Genomic DNA, 15678 nt, shown 5'->3' with positions numbered 1-15678 from the left:
TCTTCGCGATCTTGGCGATCCGCGATCTCCGCATAATAGACTGTTTGGTCGTAAGCTCCTAAGACCCAGCACAACTGATGATGGGATGGAACAGTTGTCGTCGCGGCGAGCGAAGGTGTCGCAGCAAAGGAGAGCAGTAGAGCCGCAGCGCTGTGCCGTTGTTGCCAAACTCTCATACGTTTGTCATCTCACCGGGCTTGGCGTAAAGACGGCGTCTGCGACTTTACGAGATTGGCGGCTTCACGTTGAGCGTGACCAGTCGGGGATAGCGTCGATGCGACGACGAGTGCAAGGATAACGGCCGCCGTATAGAGCGCAACTACGGATACGGCCCACTTGCGGTGCGTACGACGGTCCTCTGGCGAGAGGTTTTGTAGAAAGCGCTTCATGGAATTCCTCCACGGCTTGCCATGGTTATAGCGAGCGCTTGGAGCGACCACTGTGACCGACGTCACATCATTTGTTGTGATTTTGTAGCCTCGCGAGACGAGTTCGGCGGTCGTCCCACGCCGCCCGGGCGGCTTTTCGGTTCAGCCAACCGTCGCGCCTTGGGAACCTTCGCCGCTGGAGCACGTTGAGCAACGGATAATCCTGACAATCTGTAGACCAATGTAAGGTGCTTCGACACGAGCGCCGGCTAGAAGGGCGTTTCGTGTTTTCACCAGTTCGCTGTGCAGCCGCGTTTTCACCGGCCGATGTGGAGCAGGTGCTCCGCCCGCTTGAGACCCGCTGGGACAAACATATCGCGGCTGATCTCATTTCGGAGATGGAGCCATACTTGGGCAAGGTCGGGAGCTTGCCGGAGTTGCGCGCCGCACTTGCTATCAAAGGCTATAGCGGGCTTCAAAGCCGAATAGAAAGCTCGGTTAGCCAATTGTCCGGGACTGCAGCGTTGCGTGCGATGGCACACGCGATGAGAGGATTTGCTCTGGCTAATCCGGGCCTGGCTGCGGCGTCGTTTCGCAGCTTAGATGTAACCACTTCAGAATGGGAGGTCTCCGGTAAAGCACTCGCGAGAACAGTCGTCGAGGTCTTTACTTCCTGTGGGATCCATGGCGATAAGGCAATCAGTGGTGCGCTCATACTGCGAAGTCTGGTTCGAGGCTTCGTCGTAAATGAAATGTCGTCGCCGAACCATTCGCTGGATTTCCAACGCAGCTTCTCAGTAGCCGTCGAAATGTTTATAGCCGGACTGGGCGAGTTGCGGCTCGATAGAAGCTTTGCAACGGAAGCGATCGGATAGCACTCCAGATGCGGGCTTAATCCATCGCGTCGCTTCGTGGCTGCGCTGGCACGGGGTGATCGAGGACGCAGCATGAATAAGGGATCCCCATAACGAACCTTTGCGAGCATTTGCCACGTGGTAGATTCGCAACGCGGCATCAGAGCAGGGCTTTGCCGCCCGATTGATCTTATCGTCAGATCCGAGTGCCACGGTTATACGCCTCAATTAGCTGGTTGTAGTCGCGCAGCAGACGGGCCGGGGACCCTTCGACCATCCAAGCGCTGCCCGGGCTCATCATCATTTTCTGGCCGGAAGTATAAGGCACCTTGTCACGAATCCGGCGCATCAATTGTTTCGCGGTAACCAGTACGGACTTGGCGTTGCTGGCAAACATTGAGCCAATCTTCTCGCCGCCGGCGGTAGAGACCTCCTCCAGCGCCTTCACATTCGCTTCATAGTCGCTCACTGCTTTGGTGATCGCCTCAATGTCGGGCTTGTCGGTATCCTGCAGGCGGACCACACGCTTGGCGTCGATCATGATCGCTTCTACATAGTAACGGGTCTTCTTGCCTTCCTTGGCCTCGATAGCAACCAGTTCCTCGGCCTTACGTCTGTCGTTGATAGCCTCGACGTTGGCGCGTAGCTTCTTGTCGGCGTCAGCGAACGCATCCCATGCCGTGATGAGACGGGGATGAAGCGCGCGGCCTTTAGCCATCTTGTCGTCCTTGTAATTCTCCTGCGTGTAATAGTCGTCCACCTCTTTGAGCAGCGGGCCGAGCGCCGTCAAAGCACCGACATAGGCGGACGCCGCAGCCTCCAAGGCACTATCGCGCGGCTCCAGCGTATTGGCCGCTGCGACGTTCTTTGCGCAATCAGCGGTGTCATAGATGGTATAAGTCCCGTAGATGATACGCTCTTTGCCGGTCGGCCCGGACTTCGGTGCCCAGCTGAAATAGCGCGACTGCGAGTCATAGGCACGTGCCGAGAGCCGATTGATGCAGCCGACATAGGCGTTGAGCTTTTCGGTCGCTGGAGAAATTTGCGCCGCTGCGCGCTCGGTGCCGGCTGGTGTCATGACAAGTGTAGCCGCAGCAATGGCGAATGCGCGAAAAGAAATCATCAACCGGGTCTCCAGCGTCTTGAGGCGATATGCTTCGTGATCGCGCCGACCATAGTGGAGACGCCTAATTGCAGCCAGTACTCGCCACGCATGCCGCTATGAGCCGTCGAAGGCGTTGATTTGGCGCCTCCCCATGAGCTAGCTACCGGCAGTCGACCCGCTCTTGAGGCACTTTCGATCAAATTTGATAGTGTTCTTTGGCTACGAGGTGCCCCCAAGTCGCAACGTCCGGGGCCTATTGGAAAGTTTGAGCGAGATGAATGGGGTCATCGTCAAGACTACGCTCCAACTGATCACGCCCGGAATATTGTTCGTCTTCGGGATTACTTTCGTCTGCGCGTGGCTCGTGGAGAAAAAGCGTGACTACCTGCTTTTGCTGGCCGGCGCGTGCGTCCTGTTTGCCCTCGGCGCGATGTCGCAGATCCTGAGTTTGCCGCCCAGCGTGGGACCCAATGCCATCGTGTCGGGTGCGCTCTATACGTCGGCGGTGATCGCCGCAGTGGAGGGCATCCTGGTGCGTTCGGGAAGGGGGCTAGGTCCGGTCATCGATATGGCGATCCTGGTCGGCTTCGTTTGTCTGCTCGCTTATTTTTTCTATGTCGATCGTAATCTGATGACCCGGGTTTACATCCAGAATTTCGGTTACGGCCTCCTGATGCTGATCGCAGCGGCACGGCTCACCGCTTTGGCGCGCGGGCCCTATGTCGACCGGGCTCTGTTCTGGGTGCTGTTACTGTTCGGGTTGCATTTTTTTCCACGAACCCTGCTCACGGTCGGATTTTCCGCGCCGATCGACAAGATCACTTTCGGCAATTCGATGTTCTGGCAGGCACTCCAGCTTTCGCTCGCCGTGCTCGGCGCTGGCCTGGCGCTGGCCATCCTCGCCGCAGCGGTGTCCGACATGATCGACGATCTCCGCCGCGAACGCGATCTTGATCTATTGACCGGCATCCTGAACCGGCGCGGCTTTCAAGAAAGGGTATCCGCCCATCTGCGCAAACACGGGTCGAGCCGTGCTACGCTCGCCTTGTGCGACATCGACAACTTCAAGAGCATCAACGACACCCTCGGTCATGACGTCGGAGACGATGTCCTGGGGGAGGTGGGACACATGCTGCGCAACGCGTCGCGCAAACGCGACATCGTCGGGCGGCTGGGCGGCGAGGAATTTGCGGTGTTCCTTCCAGATACCGACGAACAGGAAGCGATTGATTATGCTGAACGGCTGAGAATCGCCATCGAGCAGAACAGCTTTGCCGTCCTGGGGCGAGCGAGGCAGGTCACTGCGAGCTTCGGCGTGGGGACGCTACAGCCGGAAGATAGCTGGCCGAGCCTGTACAAACGGATTGATGGGCGACTTTACGAAGCGAAGCGGACCGGCCGAAACCGCACGATTTCGTCAGCGTCACCGAGCGCTGTGACCGATGCACGCGCTCGCGCAGAACGTTTGCGATTGGACCGGGCAACGTAGTCAGGATTGGCTCGCACCGGAATTCGAACCAGGATCAGAGGGAGGCCACACAGTTTTCGGCATGCCTGCCAAGGAGCCAGCTAGGCACGATCCGCTCCGAATCGCATAACTTACATTATGGGGGAGAGCCGCAGGTAACAGAGCTCGCTTGAGCTGTAGCTGCCGTCGTCACAGCAGCGACGCGTTTTGCCGCTGCGGTTTGCGGAAGCAGCATACAGTTTCGCTGGCTCAGAACCGCCAGATCAGCGTCTATCGACACGCCAAGATACAGCCGTGGCTGCTGTTGGCGCTAAGGCGCCATTTAGCCCTATAGCGTAGATTCCTCTTGCTCGATGGGAGCGGTGGGGCTGGGACGGGTGGCATGGAGCTTGGCTATGCCTGTCTGGAATAAGGGGCAGATCGTTGGTCAAAAACTTCCGTTAAAACCGAAAGAAGTCTGGGGAATACGAACCAGATTGGAGGTTGCCTCGAATCTCCGAGAGCTTGCTCTCTTCAACCTTGCGATCGACAGTGAGCTTCGCGCTTGTGATTTGACGTCGATCAAAGTGAGCAATTTGACGATATCGGGCGTCCTACGCGATCGGGCGACGGTCATCCAAAGAAAGACCGGACGGCCGGTCCAGTTCGAACTCTCCGAGCACACAAGGTCCGTATTGGAGAAATGGACCGTTGAACGAGAACTGACATCGGCAGACCACCTTTTTCCAAGTCGGATGTGCTCAAAACTTCATTTGTCCACCCGACATTACGGGAGAATCGTAGATCGATGGGTCACCAGTATCGGGTTGGACCGAAGACGCTATGGGACGCATTCGATGCGTCGGACAAAAACACCTTAGATTTATAAGAAAACCGGAAATCTTCGAGCGGTGCAATTGCTCTTAGGCCACACAAAACTCGAAAGTACGGTGCGGTATCTTGGAATTGAGGTAGATGATGCACTTGTCATGTCTGGGCAGGTGGACCTCTAAAGGGATCTAAGGCGCATCATGCAGTGACGCGCCTTTTTTGGCGCGAAGCAGCCACTACGAAATAGTCGCTTGTGAATCAAGACGGGGATGCAGCTCAATCCGTCTTGAATTCATTTGAAAGAAGCGGAGGCCTCGGCGCGAGGTTCGAGCTATCCTGGAGTTGGCACAACTTTGGTCGGTAATTGTTCGCGCGGTTTGGCGAGACACGATAGACCGCAGTAAGTCGCCTACGACATAGTGCCGTGACCGATCATTCAAAATCGATGACTTCCAGACAAGACGCTGTCCGCCATTCTCGCGCACATAGCGTGGAGACTTCGCGGTCCAGACCGGTCGCTCGTAAAACCAGAAGTAGCGCCCGTCATCAGCTGAAGAAAATTCGCCTGCGGCGTGCGCGAGTTTGAAATCGTCACATCTTTTCACGGAGAACCAGAATGTCATTTCAGGAAATGCTGACCCCGCAGAATAGCGCCATCGCGCTGATCGATTTTCAGCCCGCGATGTTCCAGGGCGTCCAGTCGCACGATCGCCTTGTCACATTGAACAACGTCCAGATTCTTGCAAAAGCCGCGAAGCTCTTCAAGATTCCGACCGTTCTGACAACCGTTGCGGCAGAGTCGTTTTCCGGCCCGTTCATCCCCGAGGTGGTGTCGCTGTTTCCAGGACAGGAGATCATCGATCGCACCTCAATGAATTCGTGGCTCGATCCGAACTTCCGCAAGGCCGTCGCCGCCACCGGCCGCAAGAAATTCGTGATCGCCGGTCTGTGGACCGAAGCCTGCGTGATCTTCCCGACCCTAGACATGCTGCGCGAAGGCTTTGAAATCTACATTGCTGCCGACGCCTGCGGCGATCTCTCGCCGGAAGCGCATGAGCGCGCCATGCAGCGCGCCATCCAGGCTGGCGCGGTGCCGATCACGTCCTCGCAATACGCTTATGAGCTGCAGCAGGATTGGGCGCGCAGCGAGACCTATGAGGGCATGATGGACATCCAGCGCGCGCATTCGCCTTACGGCATCCAGATCCGCTTCTCGAAGTGGGCGCTCGGCGAGCACGCTTCCGAAGGCGGCCCGGCCAAGTAAGCCGTCACGTCACACAACCGAGGACAACGACATGAAAGCACACATGATCTCGCTGGGCGCAGGCCTGCTGGTGGGCGTCATCTACAGTCTGATCAATGTGCGCTCTCCGGCGCCACCGGTGGTGGCGCTGGTCGGCCTGCTCGGCATTCTCGTCGGCGAGCAATTGCCGCCGTTGGTACGCAGCCTCTGGCAGAAGGAGCCTGTGGTGCAGTCCTGGCTCGAACAGGTGAAGCCACACATGTTCGGCCATCTGCCGAAGGGCCAGCGCTCCGATACGCGTGTCGTGGCCGAGAAGGCGCCGCAGCCGCCCGCCGGCGGTTAGTCTCCGGCACCCGCCTCACGATCACATCGACTGTTCAATTCACTGTCGCCGAAGGAACTCCCCATGACCGAGCCGCAGACCTCCGATCTCATTCTCCATCGTGGCCTGTTCACGACGCTCGATCGCTCCAATCCCGTCGCAAGCGCGGTGGCCATCAAGGATGGTCGCTTCACCCATGTCGGCCATAACGCGGACATTCTGCCCTTGGCGGGACCGAAGACGAAGGTCGTCGACCTCAAGGGCAAGCGCGTGCTGCCCGGCCTGATCGACAATCACTTACATATCATTCGCGGCGGCCTGAACTTCAACATGGAGCTACGCTGGGATGGCGTGCGCTCGCTTTCCGACGCCATGAACATGCTGAAACGTCAGGTCGCCATCACCCCGCCGCCGCAATGGGTGCGCGTTGTCGGTGGCTTCACCGAGCATCAGTTCGTCGAGAAGCGGTTGCCGACAATCGACGAGTTGAATGCCGTCGCGCCGGATACACCGGTATTCCTGCTGCATCTCTATGATCGCGCACTGCTCAATGGCGCCGCGCTGCGCGCCGTCGGCTATACGAAGGACACGCCAAACCCGCCAGGCGGTGAGATCATTCGCGACGCTAACGGCAATCCGAACGGGCTGCTGCTGGCCAAGCCCAATGCCGGCATTCTCTATGCGACGCTGGCCAAGGGGCCGAAGCTGCCATTCGACTATCAGGTCAACTCCACCCGCCATTTCATGCGCGAGCTCAACCGCCTCGGTGTCACCGGCGCCATCGATGCCGGCGGCGGTTTCCAGAACTATCCCGAGGATTATGCCGTCATCCAGAAGCTGCATGACGAGAATCAGTTGACGATCCGTCTCGCCTATAACCTCTTCACCCAAAAGCCGAAGGGCGAGAAGGACGACTTCCTGAACTGGACCAAGACGTCCAAATACAAGCAGGGCGACGACTATTTCCGCCATAACGGCGCTGGCGAAATGCTGGTGTTCTCTGCTGCCGATTTCGAGGATTTCCGCCAGCCGCGCCCGGATATGGAGCCGGAAATGGAAGGCGAGCTCGAGGATGTTGTGCGCGTTCTGGTCCAGAACAAATGGCCGTGGCGTATGCACGCGACCTATGACGAGACCATCAGCCGTGCGCTGGATGTGTTCGAGCGCGTCAATCAGGAGATGCCGCTGGAAGGGCTAAACTGGTTCTTCGACCACGCTGAAACGATTTCGGATCAGTCGATCGACCGTATCGCCGCCCTTGGTGGCGGCATCGCCGTGCAGCACCGCATGGCCTATCAGGGCGAATATTTCGTCGAGCGCTACGGCCATGGCGCCGCAGAAGCGACGCCCCCGGTGTCGAAGATGCTCGCCATGGGCGTCAAGGTTTCCGCCGGCACCGATGCCACGCGCGTGGCCTCCTATAATCCGTGGGTGTCGCTGTCCTGGCTGGTCACTGGCCGTACCGTCGGCGGCATGCAGCTCTATCCGCAGCGCAACTGCCTCGACCGCGAAACGGCGTTGCGCATGTGGACCGAAAACGTAACGTGGTTCTCGAACGAAGAAGGCAAGAAGGGCCGAATCCAGGTTGGCCAGCTCGCCGATATCGTCGTACCCGATCGTGACTTCTTCTCCTGCGCGGAGAACGAGATTGCCGACACGAGCGCTGTGCTGACAATCGTCGGCGGAAAGGTTGTCTATGCCGTCGGTGATTTCGCCAAGCTCGACGAGAATGCGCCGCCGCCGGCGATGCCGGACTGGTCACCTGTACGCACCTTCGGCGGCTACGGCGCATGGGCTGCACCCGATGCGAATGGACAGGTCGTCGCGCAGAAGATGGCGATGACCTGCGGCTGCGCCAATTCCTGCGGCGTGCACGGCCACGATCACGCGACAGCGTGGTCCAGCAGGCTGCCCATCGCCGATCTCAAAAGCTTCTGGGGCGCACTCGGCTGCGCGTGCTGGGCGGTATGATCACGAATCTCGCACGTCGCGTAATCGGGGCACCCGTTATGCATTGGCTGGGTTTGCTCTGCCTGTGTGCGGCCTATCTGCAGGGCGGGCTCGTCAAGGCATTCGACCTTCCGGGGGCGATTGCCGAGATGAACCATTTCGGACTGCAGCCGGCGGCGCCCTTCGCGCTGGCGACGATTGGGCTCGAACTGGTTGCCTCGCTATTGATTCTTGGTGGCGTGTGGCGCTGGCTCGGTGCACTCTCGCTGGCAGGCTTTACGCTGATGGCGACATTTCTGGCGAATCGGTTCTGGGAGCTGGCTCCGCCAGAGCGCTTTATGAGCGCCAATTCGTTTTTCGAACATATCGGCCTGTGCGGCGGCTTCCTGCTCGTCGCATGGCATGACCTTAATGACCGGGCCAGGAAGGCAAAACCATGAGCGGAGCCGCCGAGCCGGCCAAGGCAACCAGCGCCTTCGCGCCATTCCGCCAATCCATCTTCGCGGTGATCTGGGTCGCGACGGTGATGGGCAATACCGGCAGCTTCATGCGCGACGTGGCGAGCTCCTGGCTCGTCACAGACCTGTCGGCGGCGCCCGCAGCGGTCACCATGATCCAGGCCGCGGGCACGCTTCCGATCTTCCTGTTTGCGATCCCCGCCGGGGTTCTGTCCGATATTCTCGATCGCCGCAAATTCCTGATCGCGGTGCAGGTGCTGCTCGCCTTGGTGAGCGCGGCGCTGATGATGCTGTCTTATTACGGGCTGCTGACGGTCAATCTGCTGATCGGGCTGACCTTCATCGGCGGCATCGGCGCCGCACTGGTCGGGCCGACATGGCAGGCGATCGTGCCGGAGCTCGTGCCGCGGCAGGACATCAAGAGCGCGGTCGCGCTGAATTCACTGGGCATCAATGTCTCGCGCTCGATCGGCCCGGCCGCCGGCGGCATCCTGCTGGCGACATTCGGCGCCGCCGTCACCTATGGCGCCGATGTCATCAGCTACATGTTCGTCATCGCAGCACTGCTGTGGTGGCCGCGCGCCAAGGCCGAGAATGACGTGTTGTCAGAGAAGTTCTTCGGCGCGTTCCGGGCCGGATTGCGCTACACCCGCTCTAGCCGTGAACTGCACATCGTGCTGCTGCGGGCAACGATCTTCTTTGCATTCTCCAGCTCGATCTGGGCTCTGCTGCCGCTGGTGGCGCGTAATCTGCTGGGTGGCGATGCCAGTTTTTACGGCGTGCTGCTTGGTGCGGTTGGTGCAGGCGCGATCGGTGGCGCGCTGGTGCTGCCGCGGCTCCGCGCGAAGCTCGACTCCGACGCGCTGCTGCTGATCGCCGCGCTGTTGTCGGCGTGTGTGATGGCTGTACTGTCCTTCGCGCCGCCGAAATGGGTTGCGCTGCCGGTTCTGCTGCTGCTCGGTTCTGCCTGGATCACGGCGCTGACGACGTTCAGCGGCGTCGCGCAGGCGGTGCTGCCGAACTGGGTGCGTGGTCGCGGTCTCGCTGTCTATCTGATGGTGTTCAACGGTGCCATGGCTGCTGGGAGCCTCGGCTGGGGCGCGGTGGCCCAAGCGCTGAGCCTGCCGGCGACGCTGCTGGTTAGCGCATTCGGTCTCGCCGTCGCCGCCTTCATCATGCACCGGGTGAAGCTGCCGACAGGCGAAGCCGATCTCGCGCCGTCCAATTACTGGCCGGAGCCGCTGACGTCGGACGAGGTCGAACATGACCGGGGGCCCGTCCTGATCCTGATTGAATATCGAATCGCGCGTCAAAACCGCGCGCCGTTCTTCACCGGGCTCAAGCGCCTCTCCGAAGCGCGTCGTCGCGATGGCGCTTATGGCTGGGGCATCACCGAGGATGCCGCCGATCCGGAGAAGATCGTCGAATGGTTCCTGGTGGAATCATGGGCGGAGCATCTGCGGCAGCATCACCGCGTCTCGAAGGCTGATGCCGATGTGCAGCGCGAGATGACGCAATATCACATCGGGCCCGACGCCCCTGTGGTCCGGCATTTTCTGACGCTGGATCTGAAAAACCCGACGTCGAAGCCCGAACTGGTCAATCAGCACTAGTCGCCACAAGGACTGCCATGATGCGTTTGTTCAAATTCACCGCCGCCATTCTTTCCATCGCGTTGCTATCGGCCGCGCCGCAAGATGCATGGTCGCGCGAGGCGCCGGCGAAGGTCGGCTTTGCCGTCGGCGCGCAGTATGACACGACGCACGTCTATGTTGCGCCGGACGAGGTCGATCGCTTTGTCGAAAGCTTCATCGCGACTTTTGGTGGCAAGAGCACCGAACAGGTAGTTGCGACAGTGACGCCGACACCGAGCAGCACGACGTCGCAGCTTCTGCTGACCCCGGCAGGGTCGGTCTCGGTGTTTGGCTTCAAGACTCCGATTCCCTATCCATTCGGCCATGAGCGCACCGGCTATCTCGTTACAGATATCGATGCCGCCGTCAGAGCCGCGCAAGGCGCGGGCGCCGACGTGCTGGTCAAGACGTTTCCCGATCCGATCGGCCTCGACGTCGTTGTGCAATGGCCGGGCGGCATCAACATGCAGCTCTATTGGCACACGACGGCGCCGTCCTATCCGGAACTGCAGACGGTCCCGGAAAACCGCGTCTACGTTCCGGCCGGCCGGGCCGACCAGTTCGTGAAGAGCTTTGTCGCTTTCTCGAAAGGCGCCGTTGTCTCCGACACGGCGAAGGCGCCGGGCATCGAGATCGGCCGCCCCAACGATACCTACCGTCGGGTTCGCATCACGTCGAAGTTCGGCAAGATGACTGTGCTGGTGACCGACGGCGTGCTTCCTTATCCTTATGGCCATGAACTGACCGGCTATGAAGTGCCGTCGCTCGACGAGACGCTGGCCAAGGCGAAGACGGTCGGTGCCACGGTGCTGGTCGAACCCTATGTCGCGGATGCGCGCCGCGCAGCGCTGGTAAAATTCCCCGGAGGCTATGTTGCCGAGATTCACTCTGCCGTCGGCAAGTAAGGCTTGGATAGCCGCGACCGCGCTGGCCTTTAGCGCGGTCCTGCTGCCGCCTGCGCATGCAGACGATTCAGCGGTAACGCCAGCGCGCCCGAAGCTTCTAACCAATCGCTGGCAGGAAGACTGGTCTGCGCTCGCCACTTCGGCGTTGCGCACCGAGCCATTCGACGCTCTGAAATATATCCCGCTCTTTGTCACCGATCCGAAAAGCTATATCTCGTTAGGTGCCAGTCTTCGCGAGCGATTTGAGTTCAACGACGCTCCGAATTTCGGCGTCGGCAATACGCGCGGCGATTCCTATCTGCTGCAACGGCTGCAGATACATGTCGACATCCGGCTGAACGAGAACTGGCAGATCTTCACGCAGCTGGAGGATGTCCGCACCATTGACAAGGCGAGCGTCTCGCCGGTCGACCAGAACCAGCTTGATCTGAGACTGGCATTTATCGCCTATAGCGGTGCGCTGGGTGATGGCATCTTCAAGGCGCGCGTCGGCCGGCAGGATTTTGCCTTCGATCTGCAACGCTTTGTGTCCTCGCGCGACGGGCCGAATGTCCGGCAGTCCTTCGATGCGGTGTGGGCGGATTACGAGACCGGGTTGTGGCGTTTCATCGGCTTTGTCAGCCAGCCGGTGCAATATCGCTTTGGCGATGTGTTCGACGACTTCTCCGGCCAGAATTTCCGCTTCAGCACTGCGCGTATCGAACGCAAGGTGTTCGGCGACAACGAACTCTCCGGCTACTACTCCCTGTTCGAGCGGTCGTCTGCGCGTTATCTCGACGCCCTGGGCGAAGAGACGCGGCACATCTTCGACGTCCGCTTTGCCGGTAATGCCAATGGCTTCGATTGGGATCTCGAGGCGATGGGGCAGACAGGGCATGTCGGGCCTAAGGAGATCGAGGCCTGGGCACTGGGCGGCCGCACCGGTTACACATTCTCTAACGCCGCATGGACGCCAAGGATCGGCTTGCAGGCGGATGCGGCGTCAGGTGACGGGCGTGCGGGTGACAACACGATCGCTACGTTCAATCCGCTGTTCCCGAACGGCTACTATTTCTCGCTGGCAGGCTATACCGGCTACGCCAACCTGATCCATCTCAAGCCGACACTGACGGTGAAGCCCATTGCCAATCTGACGGTGACCGCCGGGCTCGGCATGCAGTGGCGCCAGACGGTTGCCGATGCCGTTTATGTTCAGCCCAACGTTGCCGTCGCGGGCACGGCTGGGCAGGGCAGCCGCTGGACGGGGGTCTATTCGCAGCTTCGAGCGGATTACGTCTTCAACGCCAACCTGACCGGAGCCGTCGAGGCGGTGCATTACGCCATTGGCGACACGGTGCGGAACGCCGGCGGGCACGACAGCAATTATCTGGGTTTGGAGCTCAAATATGGGTGGTAACCGGACGTCCGGAGGCCATGGGGCGTGGTTTCATTTTGTGCCGCGGCGGAATAGGTTACACGCTCGCCCGCCATCGGTCCCGTTTTGGCGTGATGGTTCGGATGACGCCGACATAAGTGCCTGACATGTGGAATGAACGCGATCGCATCGCTGCCTTGCATCGATACGATATTCTCGATTCTGCATCTGATGTGGATTTCGCAGACTTCGTGCAGATCGCGTCGGATATCTGCGATGCGCCGATCGCGGCCATCAATCTGATAGATGGCGACCGGCACTGGACCCTTACCGGTATCGGGCACGGCGATCGGGAACTGCCGCTCGATCATTCGATCTGCGCGCAGGCGATCCGCCAGACGGATATTTTCGTGATCCCCGATCTGTCTTCGGATACACGCTTCCAGCAAAATCCATTGGTGAGCGGGGGTCCCAGGCTCCGCTTCTATGCCAGCGCGCTGCTGGAAACACAGAACGGACTGCCGATCGGTACCGTTTGTGTGTTGGATCACACGCCGCGCCCGGATGGTCTGTCGACACGCCAGCGCTTCACGCTGCAGGCGCTCGCGCGGCAGATCATGAACCAGCTCGAGCTCCGCCGCGCGATGATGGACATCACAACCGGAAACGCTGCACGGGAAAGACTGGAAGCATCGCTGAACGAAAAGGAAGCGCTGCTCAAGGAAGTGCATCACCGCGTCAAGAACAACCTGCAGCTTATCAGTAGTCTCCTGAACCTGCAGGCGTCGCGCATCATCGACCCGATCACCGCGGCGCTGTTCGCGGATAGCCGCAACCGCGTGCGGTCGATGGCGCTGGTGCATGAAAATCTGTATCGTGCCGGCAACTTCGCTGAGATCCAGATGCAGACCCATGTGCTCAGTCTGTGCACGCATCTGCGCCGCGCCTATGGGCGGGCTCGCGTCGAGATCACGGCCGAAAGCGATGACGTCACACTGGATATGGATCGCGCTGTCTCCTGCGGCCTCATCATCAACGAGCTCGTCTCCAATGCGTTCAAACACGCCTTTCCCGGCGAACGCAGCGGATATATCAGGGTCAGGTTCGGCCGCAGCGACAACGGGACATGTATTCTGACCGTCGCGGATGACGGCATCGGGATGCCCGAGCAGTTCGACTTCATCGAAACCAGATCACTGGGTCTGCAGCTGGTGCGCGATCTCGTCGAGCAGTTGCATGGCACGTTCTCTGTCGATCGCACCGGCGGCACCACTTGCACCCTTACATTCCAGGCTGGCCGTAGCGCGAGCCTCGCGCCATGACAACGCGCGCCCGCGTGATGGTGGTCGAGGATGATCGCATCGTTGCCCGCGATATTAGCGAGCAGCTCGGCCGGATCGGACATTCCGTGATCGGGGTGACCGCCCGCGGCGAGGCGGCCGTTGAGCTTGCGATCAGCAATCGTCCCGATCTGGTGCTGATGGACATCCGTCTGGAAGGCGAGATAGACGGCATCGATGCCGCCCGGCAGATCCGCACCAGATGCCAGATCCCGGTAGTGTTCCTCACGGCCTATGCCGATGACGAGACGGTCAGGCGCGCCAGTCAGGCCGAGCCGTTCGGCTATCTGCTCAAGCCGTTCGAGGATCTGCAACTGCGCACTGTGATCGAAATGGCCCTATACAAGGACCGCGCCGACCGCAAGCTGCGCGAGAGCACGGCGGCGCTTCAGGTGGCGCATGCGGAGCTGGCGCGCATGTCGCGGATTACCACGATGGGGCAGCTCACCGCGTCTATTGCGCATGAAGTTAATCAGCCGCTGATGGCCGTTGTCATGAATGCCGAGGCCTGCGTGCAATGGCTCAAAGGCGAGAAGCCCAATGTTGGCGAAGCCCGCGCCGCCGCGGAACGGGCAATCGCGGAGGGGCATCGCGCTGGAGCGATCATCCAGCGCGTCCGCGCGATTGCGCGCAACGCGCCGGTGGTGTTCGAAGAGCTCGACCTGAACGAGATGATCGAAGGCGTCCTATCGATCGTGCAGCCGGAACTGTCGCGGCAGGGGATTGCGCTGGGAGCCGATCTTCAGCCCGACCAGCCATCGATCGTTGGTGATCGGGTGCAGCTGCAACAGGTGATGTTGAACCTAGTGTCCAACGCGGCGGATGCCATCAATTCATCGGAGAATCAAAAACGGCGTGTGACTGTCGTGTCGGCGATGGATCCACTGGGAGAGGTCTGCGTCACCGTCGAAGATGCGGGGGTGGGTATCAACCCCGATCATCTCGATATGATCTTCAATCCGTTCTTCACGACCAAGCGGGATGGCATTGGCATGGGGCTGTCGATCTGCCGTTCCATCATCGATGCCCACGGCGGAAGGCTCTGGGCGGAGCCACGCGTGCCCACTGGCACGCGCCTTCGCTTCACGCTGCCGCCACGTACGCTGCAGGTGACACCGTGATCGCAAATTCGGAGCCAGTCACCGCAGTTGTCGCCGTCATTGACGATGACAAGGGTATTCGCGAGGCCCTGGACGGCATGCTGCGCTCTGTCGGTCTTCAGGTCGAGTGCTTTGCCTCGGCGCAGGAGTTCCTGGCCAAAGACGACCGGGTCAAATTCGGCTGCATCGTTCTCGACGTGCATCTGCCCGGCCGTAACGGTCTCGATTTTCTGGATGATCTGGCTGCCCTGCATGTCACAACGCCGGTGATCGTGATTAGCGGCTTTGCCGATGTGCCGATGTCGGTGCGGGCAATGAAGGCGGGCGCCATCGAATTCCTGACCAAGCCCGTTCGCGCGATGGATCTTCTTGCTGCGGTTGAGGCGGCCGTGAAACGCGACCGTGCGACGAAGCAGGCGGCCGAGAAAATCGCTGGCCTCAAGGCGGATTTCGAGACCTTGACGGTCAGGGAGCGCGAGGTGTTCGCGTATGTCGCCGCCGGCTTGATGAACAAGCAGATTGCGGCTGCGCTGGACCTGAGCGAGGCCACGATCAAGCTCCACCGCGGCACGATGATGCGTAAGATGCGGGCGAACTCGCTCGCTGACATCGTGCGGATGGCCGACCGGTTGGGATATGAGCCACCGTCGCTCGCCTAGACCAAGGTCTAGTCAGCCTCCACCATGCTCCAATTGTCTGTCCGCATACAATTCCGCATTCTGGAAATCATGGAGCCGCAGCCATGTGCAATCATGTGCGTGGCTAAA

General features: G+C 60.1%; 13 protein-coding genes and 1 pseudogene. 13 read left to right on the top strand and 1 reads right to left on the bottom strand.

Features of this window, described 5'->3' with window-relative positions:
• Positions 1 to 652: 652 nt before the first annotated feature.
• Positions 653 to 1243 (top strand): TetR-like C-terminal domain-containing protein, encoded by a 591-nt coding sequence (locus tag AB8A23_RS25270; protein ID WP_439057751.1) that lies wholly within the window; start codon positions 653 to 655, stop codon positions 1241 to 1243.
• A gap of 175 nt (positions 1244 to 1418) precedes the next feature.
• Here the strand turns inward: AB8A23_RS25270 and AB8A23_RS25265 are convergent, their stop codons facing one another.
• Positions 1419 to 2300, bottom strand: coding sequence for a YiiG family protein (locus AB8A23_RS25265; protein ID WP_439057752.1), 882 nt, complete (start codon positions 2298 to 2300; stop codon positions 1419 to 1421).
• Between the two features lie 301 nt (positions 2301 to 2601).
• Between AB8A23_RS25265 and AB8A23_RS25260 the strand changes: the two genes are divergently transcribed.
• From AB8A23_RS25260 to AB8A23_RS25205, 12 genes and pseudogenes are all read left to right on the top strand, one after another.
• Positions 2602 to 3816 (top strand): GGDEF domain-containing protein, encoded by a 1215-nt coding sequence (locus AB8A23_RS25260; RefSeq protein ID WP_439057753.1) that lies wholly within the window; start codon positions 2602 to 2604, stop codon positions 3814 to 3816.
• A gap of 374 nt (positions 3817 to 4190) precedes the next feature.
• Positions 4191 to 4787 (top strand): annotated as a pseudogene (locus tag AB8A23_RS25255) (tyrosine-type recombinase/integrase).
• Positions 4788 to 5221: 434 nt separating this feature from the next.
• Entirely contained in the window at positions 5222 to 5869 is a 648-nt protein-coding gene (locus AB8A23_RS25250) for a hydrolase (protein WP_089267975.1), read from the top strand.
• A gap of 31 nt (positions 5870 to 5900) precedes the next feature.
• On the top strand, positions 5901 to 6191 hold the full coding sequence (locus tag AB8A23_RS25245; protein ID WP_089267974.1) for a XapX domain-containing protein: 291 nt from the start codon (positions 5901 to 5903) through the stop codon (positions 6189 to 6191).
• 63 nt (positions 6192 to 6254) lie between these two features.
• Positions 6255 to 8141, top strand: coding sequence for an amidohydrolase (locus tag AB8A23_RS25240; protein ID WP_439057754.1), 1887 nt, complete (start codon positions 6255 to 6257; stop codon positions 8139 to 8141).
• 38 nt (positions 8142 to 8179) lie between these two features.
• Positions 8180 to 8560 carry a DoxX family protein gene (locus tag AB8A23_RS25235; protein ID WP_439057755.1) on the top strand — a complete coding sequence of 127 codons (381 nt, stop codon included), beginning with the start codon at positions 8180 to 8182 and terminating at the stop codon, positions 8558 to 8560.
• Positions 8557 to 10191, top strand: a complete 1635-nt coding sequence (locus AB8A23_RS25230) for an MFS transporter (protein ID WP_439057756.1) — start codon at positions 8557 to 8559, stop codon at positions 10189 to 10191. Before AB8A23_RS25235 ends, AB8A23_RS25230 begins: the two co-directional genes overlap by 4 nt.
• Positions 10192 to 10211: 20 nt before the next feature.
• Positions 10212 to 11117 carry a glyoxalase gene (locus AB8A23_RS25225; protein WP_439057757.1) on the top strand — a complete coding sequence of 302 codons (906 nt, stop codon included), beginning with the start codon at positions 10212 to 10214 and terminating at the stop codon, positions 11115 to 11117.
• Positions 11083 to 12513 (top strand): alginate export family protein, encoded by a 1431-nt coding sequence (locus AB8A23_RS25220; RefSeq protein WP_439057758.1) that lies wholly within the window; start codon positions 11083 to 11085, stop codon positions 12511 to 12513. The genes AB8A23_RS25225 and AB8A23_RS25220 overlap by 35 nt, the downstream gene beginning before the upstream one ends.
• A gap of 125 nt (positions 12514 to 12638) precedes the next feature.
• On the top strand, positions 12639 to 13793 hold the full coding sequence (locus tag AB8A23_RS25215) for a histidine kinase dimerization/phosphoacceptor domain -containing protein (RefSeq protein ID WP_439057759.1): 1155 nt from the start codon (positions 12639 to 12641) through the stop codon (positions 13791 to 13793).
• The gene (locus tag AB8A23_RS25210) at positions 13790 to 14932 is read left to right on the top strand and encodes a sensor histidine kinase (protein WP_439057760.1); all 1143 of its coding nucleotides are present in this window, start codon (positions 13790 to 13792) and stop codon (positions 14930 to 14932) included. Before AB8A23_RS25215 ends, AB8A23_RS25210 begins: the two co-directional genes overlap by 4 nt.
• A complete protein-coding gene (locus AB8A23_RS25205) occupies positions 14929 to 15570 on the top strand; it encodes a response regulator transcription factor (RefSeq protein ID WP_439057761.1) in 642 nt (213 codons plus the stop codon). The genes AB8A23_RS25210 and AB8A23_RS25205 overlap by 4 nt, the downstream gene beginning before the upstream one ends.
• Positions 15571 to 15678 lie beyond the last annotated feature (108 nt).

The sequence above is a fragment of the Tardiphaga sp. 619_E2_N8_4 genome (genome assembly GCF_051810905.1).
GTDB classification, from domain to species: Bacteria; Pseudomonadota; Alphaproteobacteria; order Rhizobiales; family Xanthobacteraceae; genus Tardiphaga; species Tardiphaga robiniae.
Note: the sequence above shows the minus strand (reverse complement) of the source record. Positions and strands in the feature narration are given on the sequence as shown.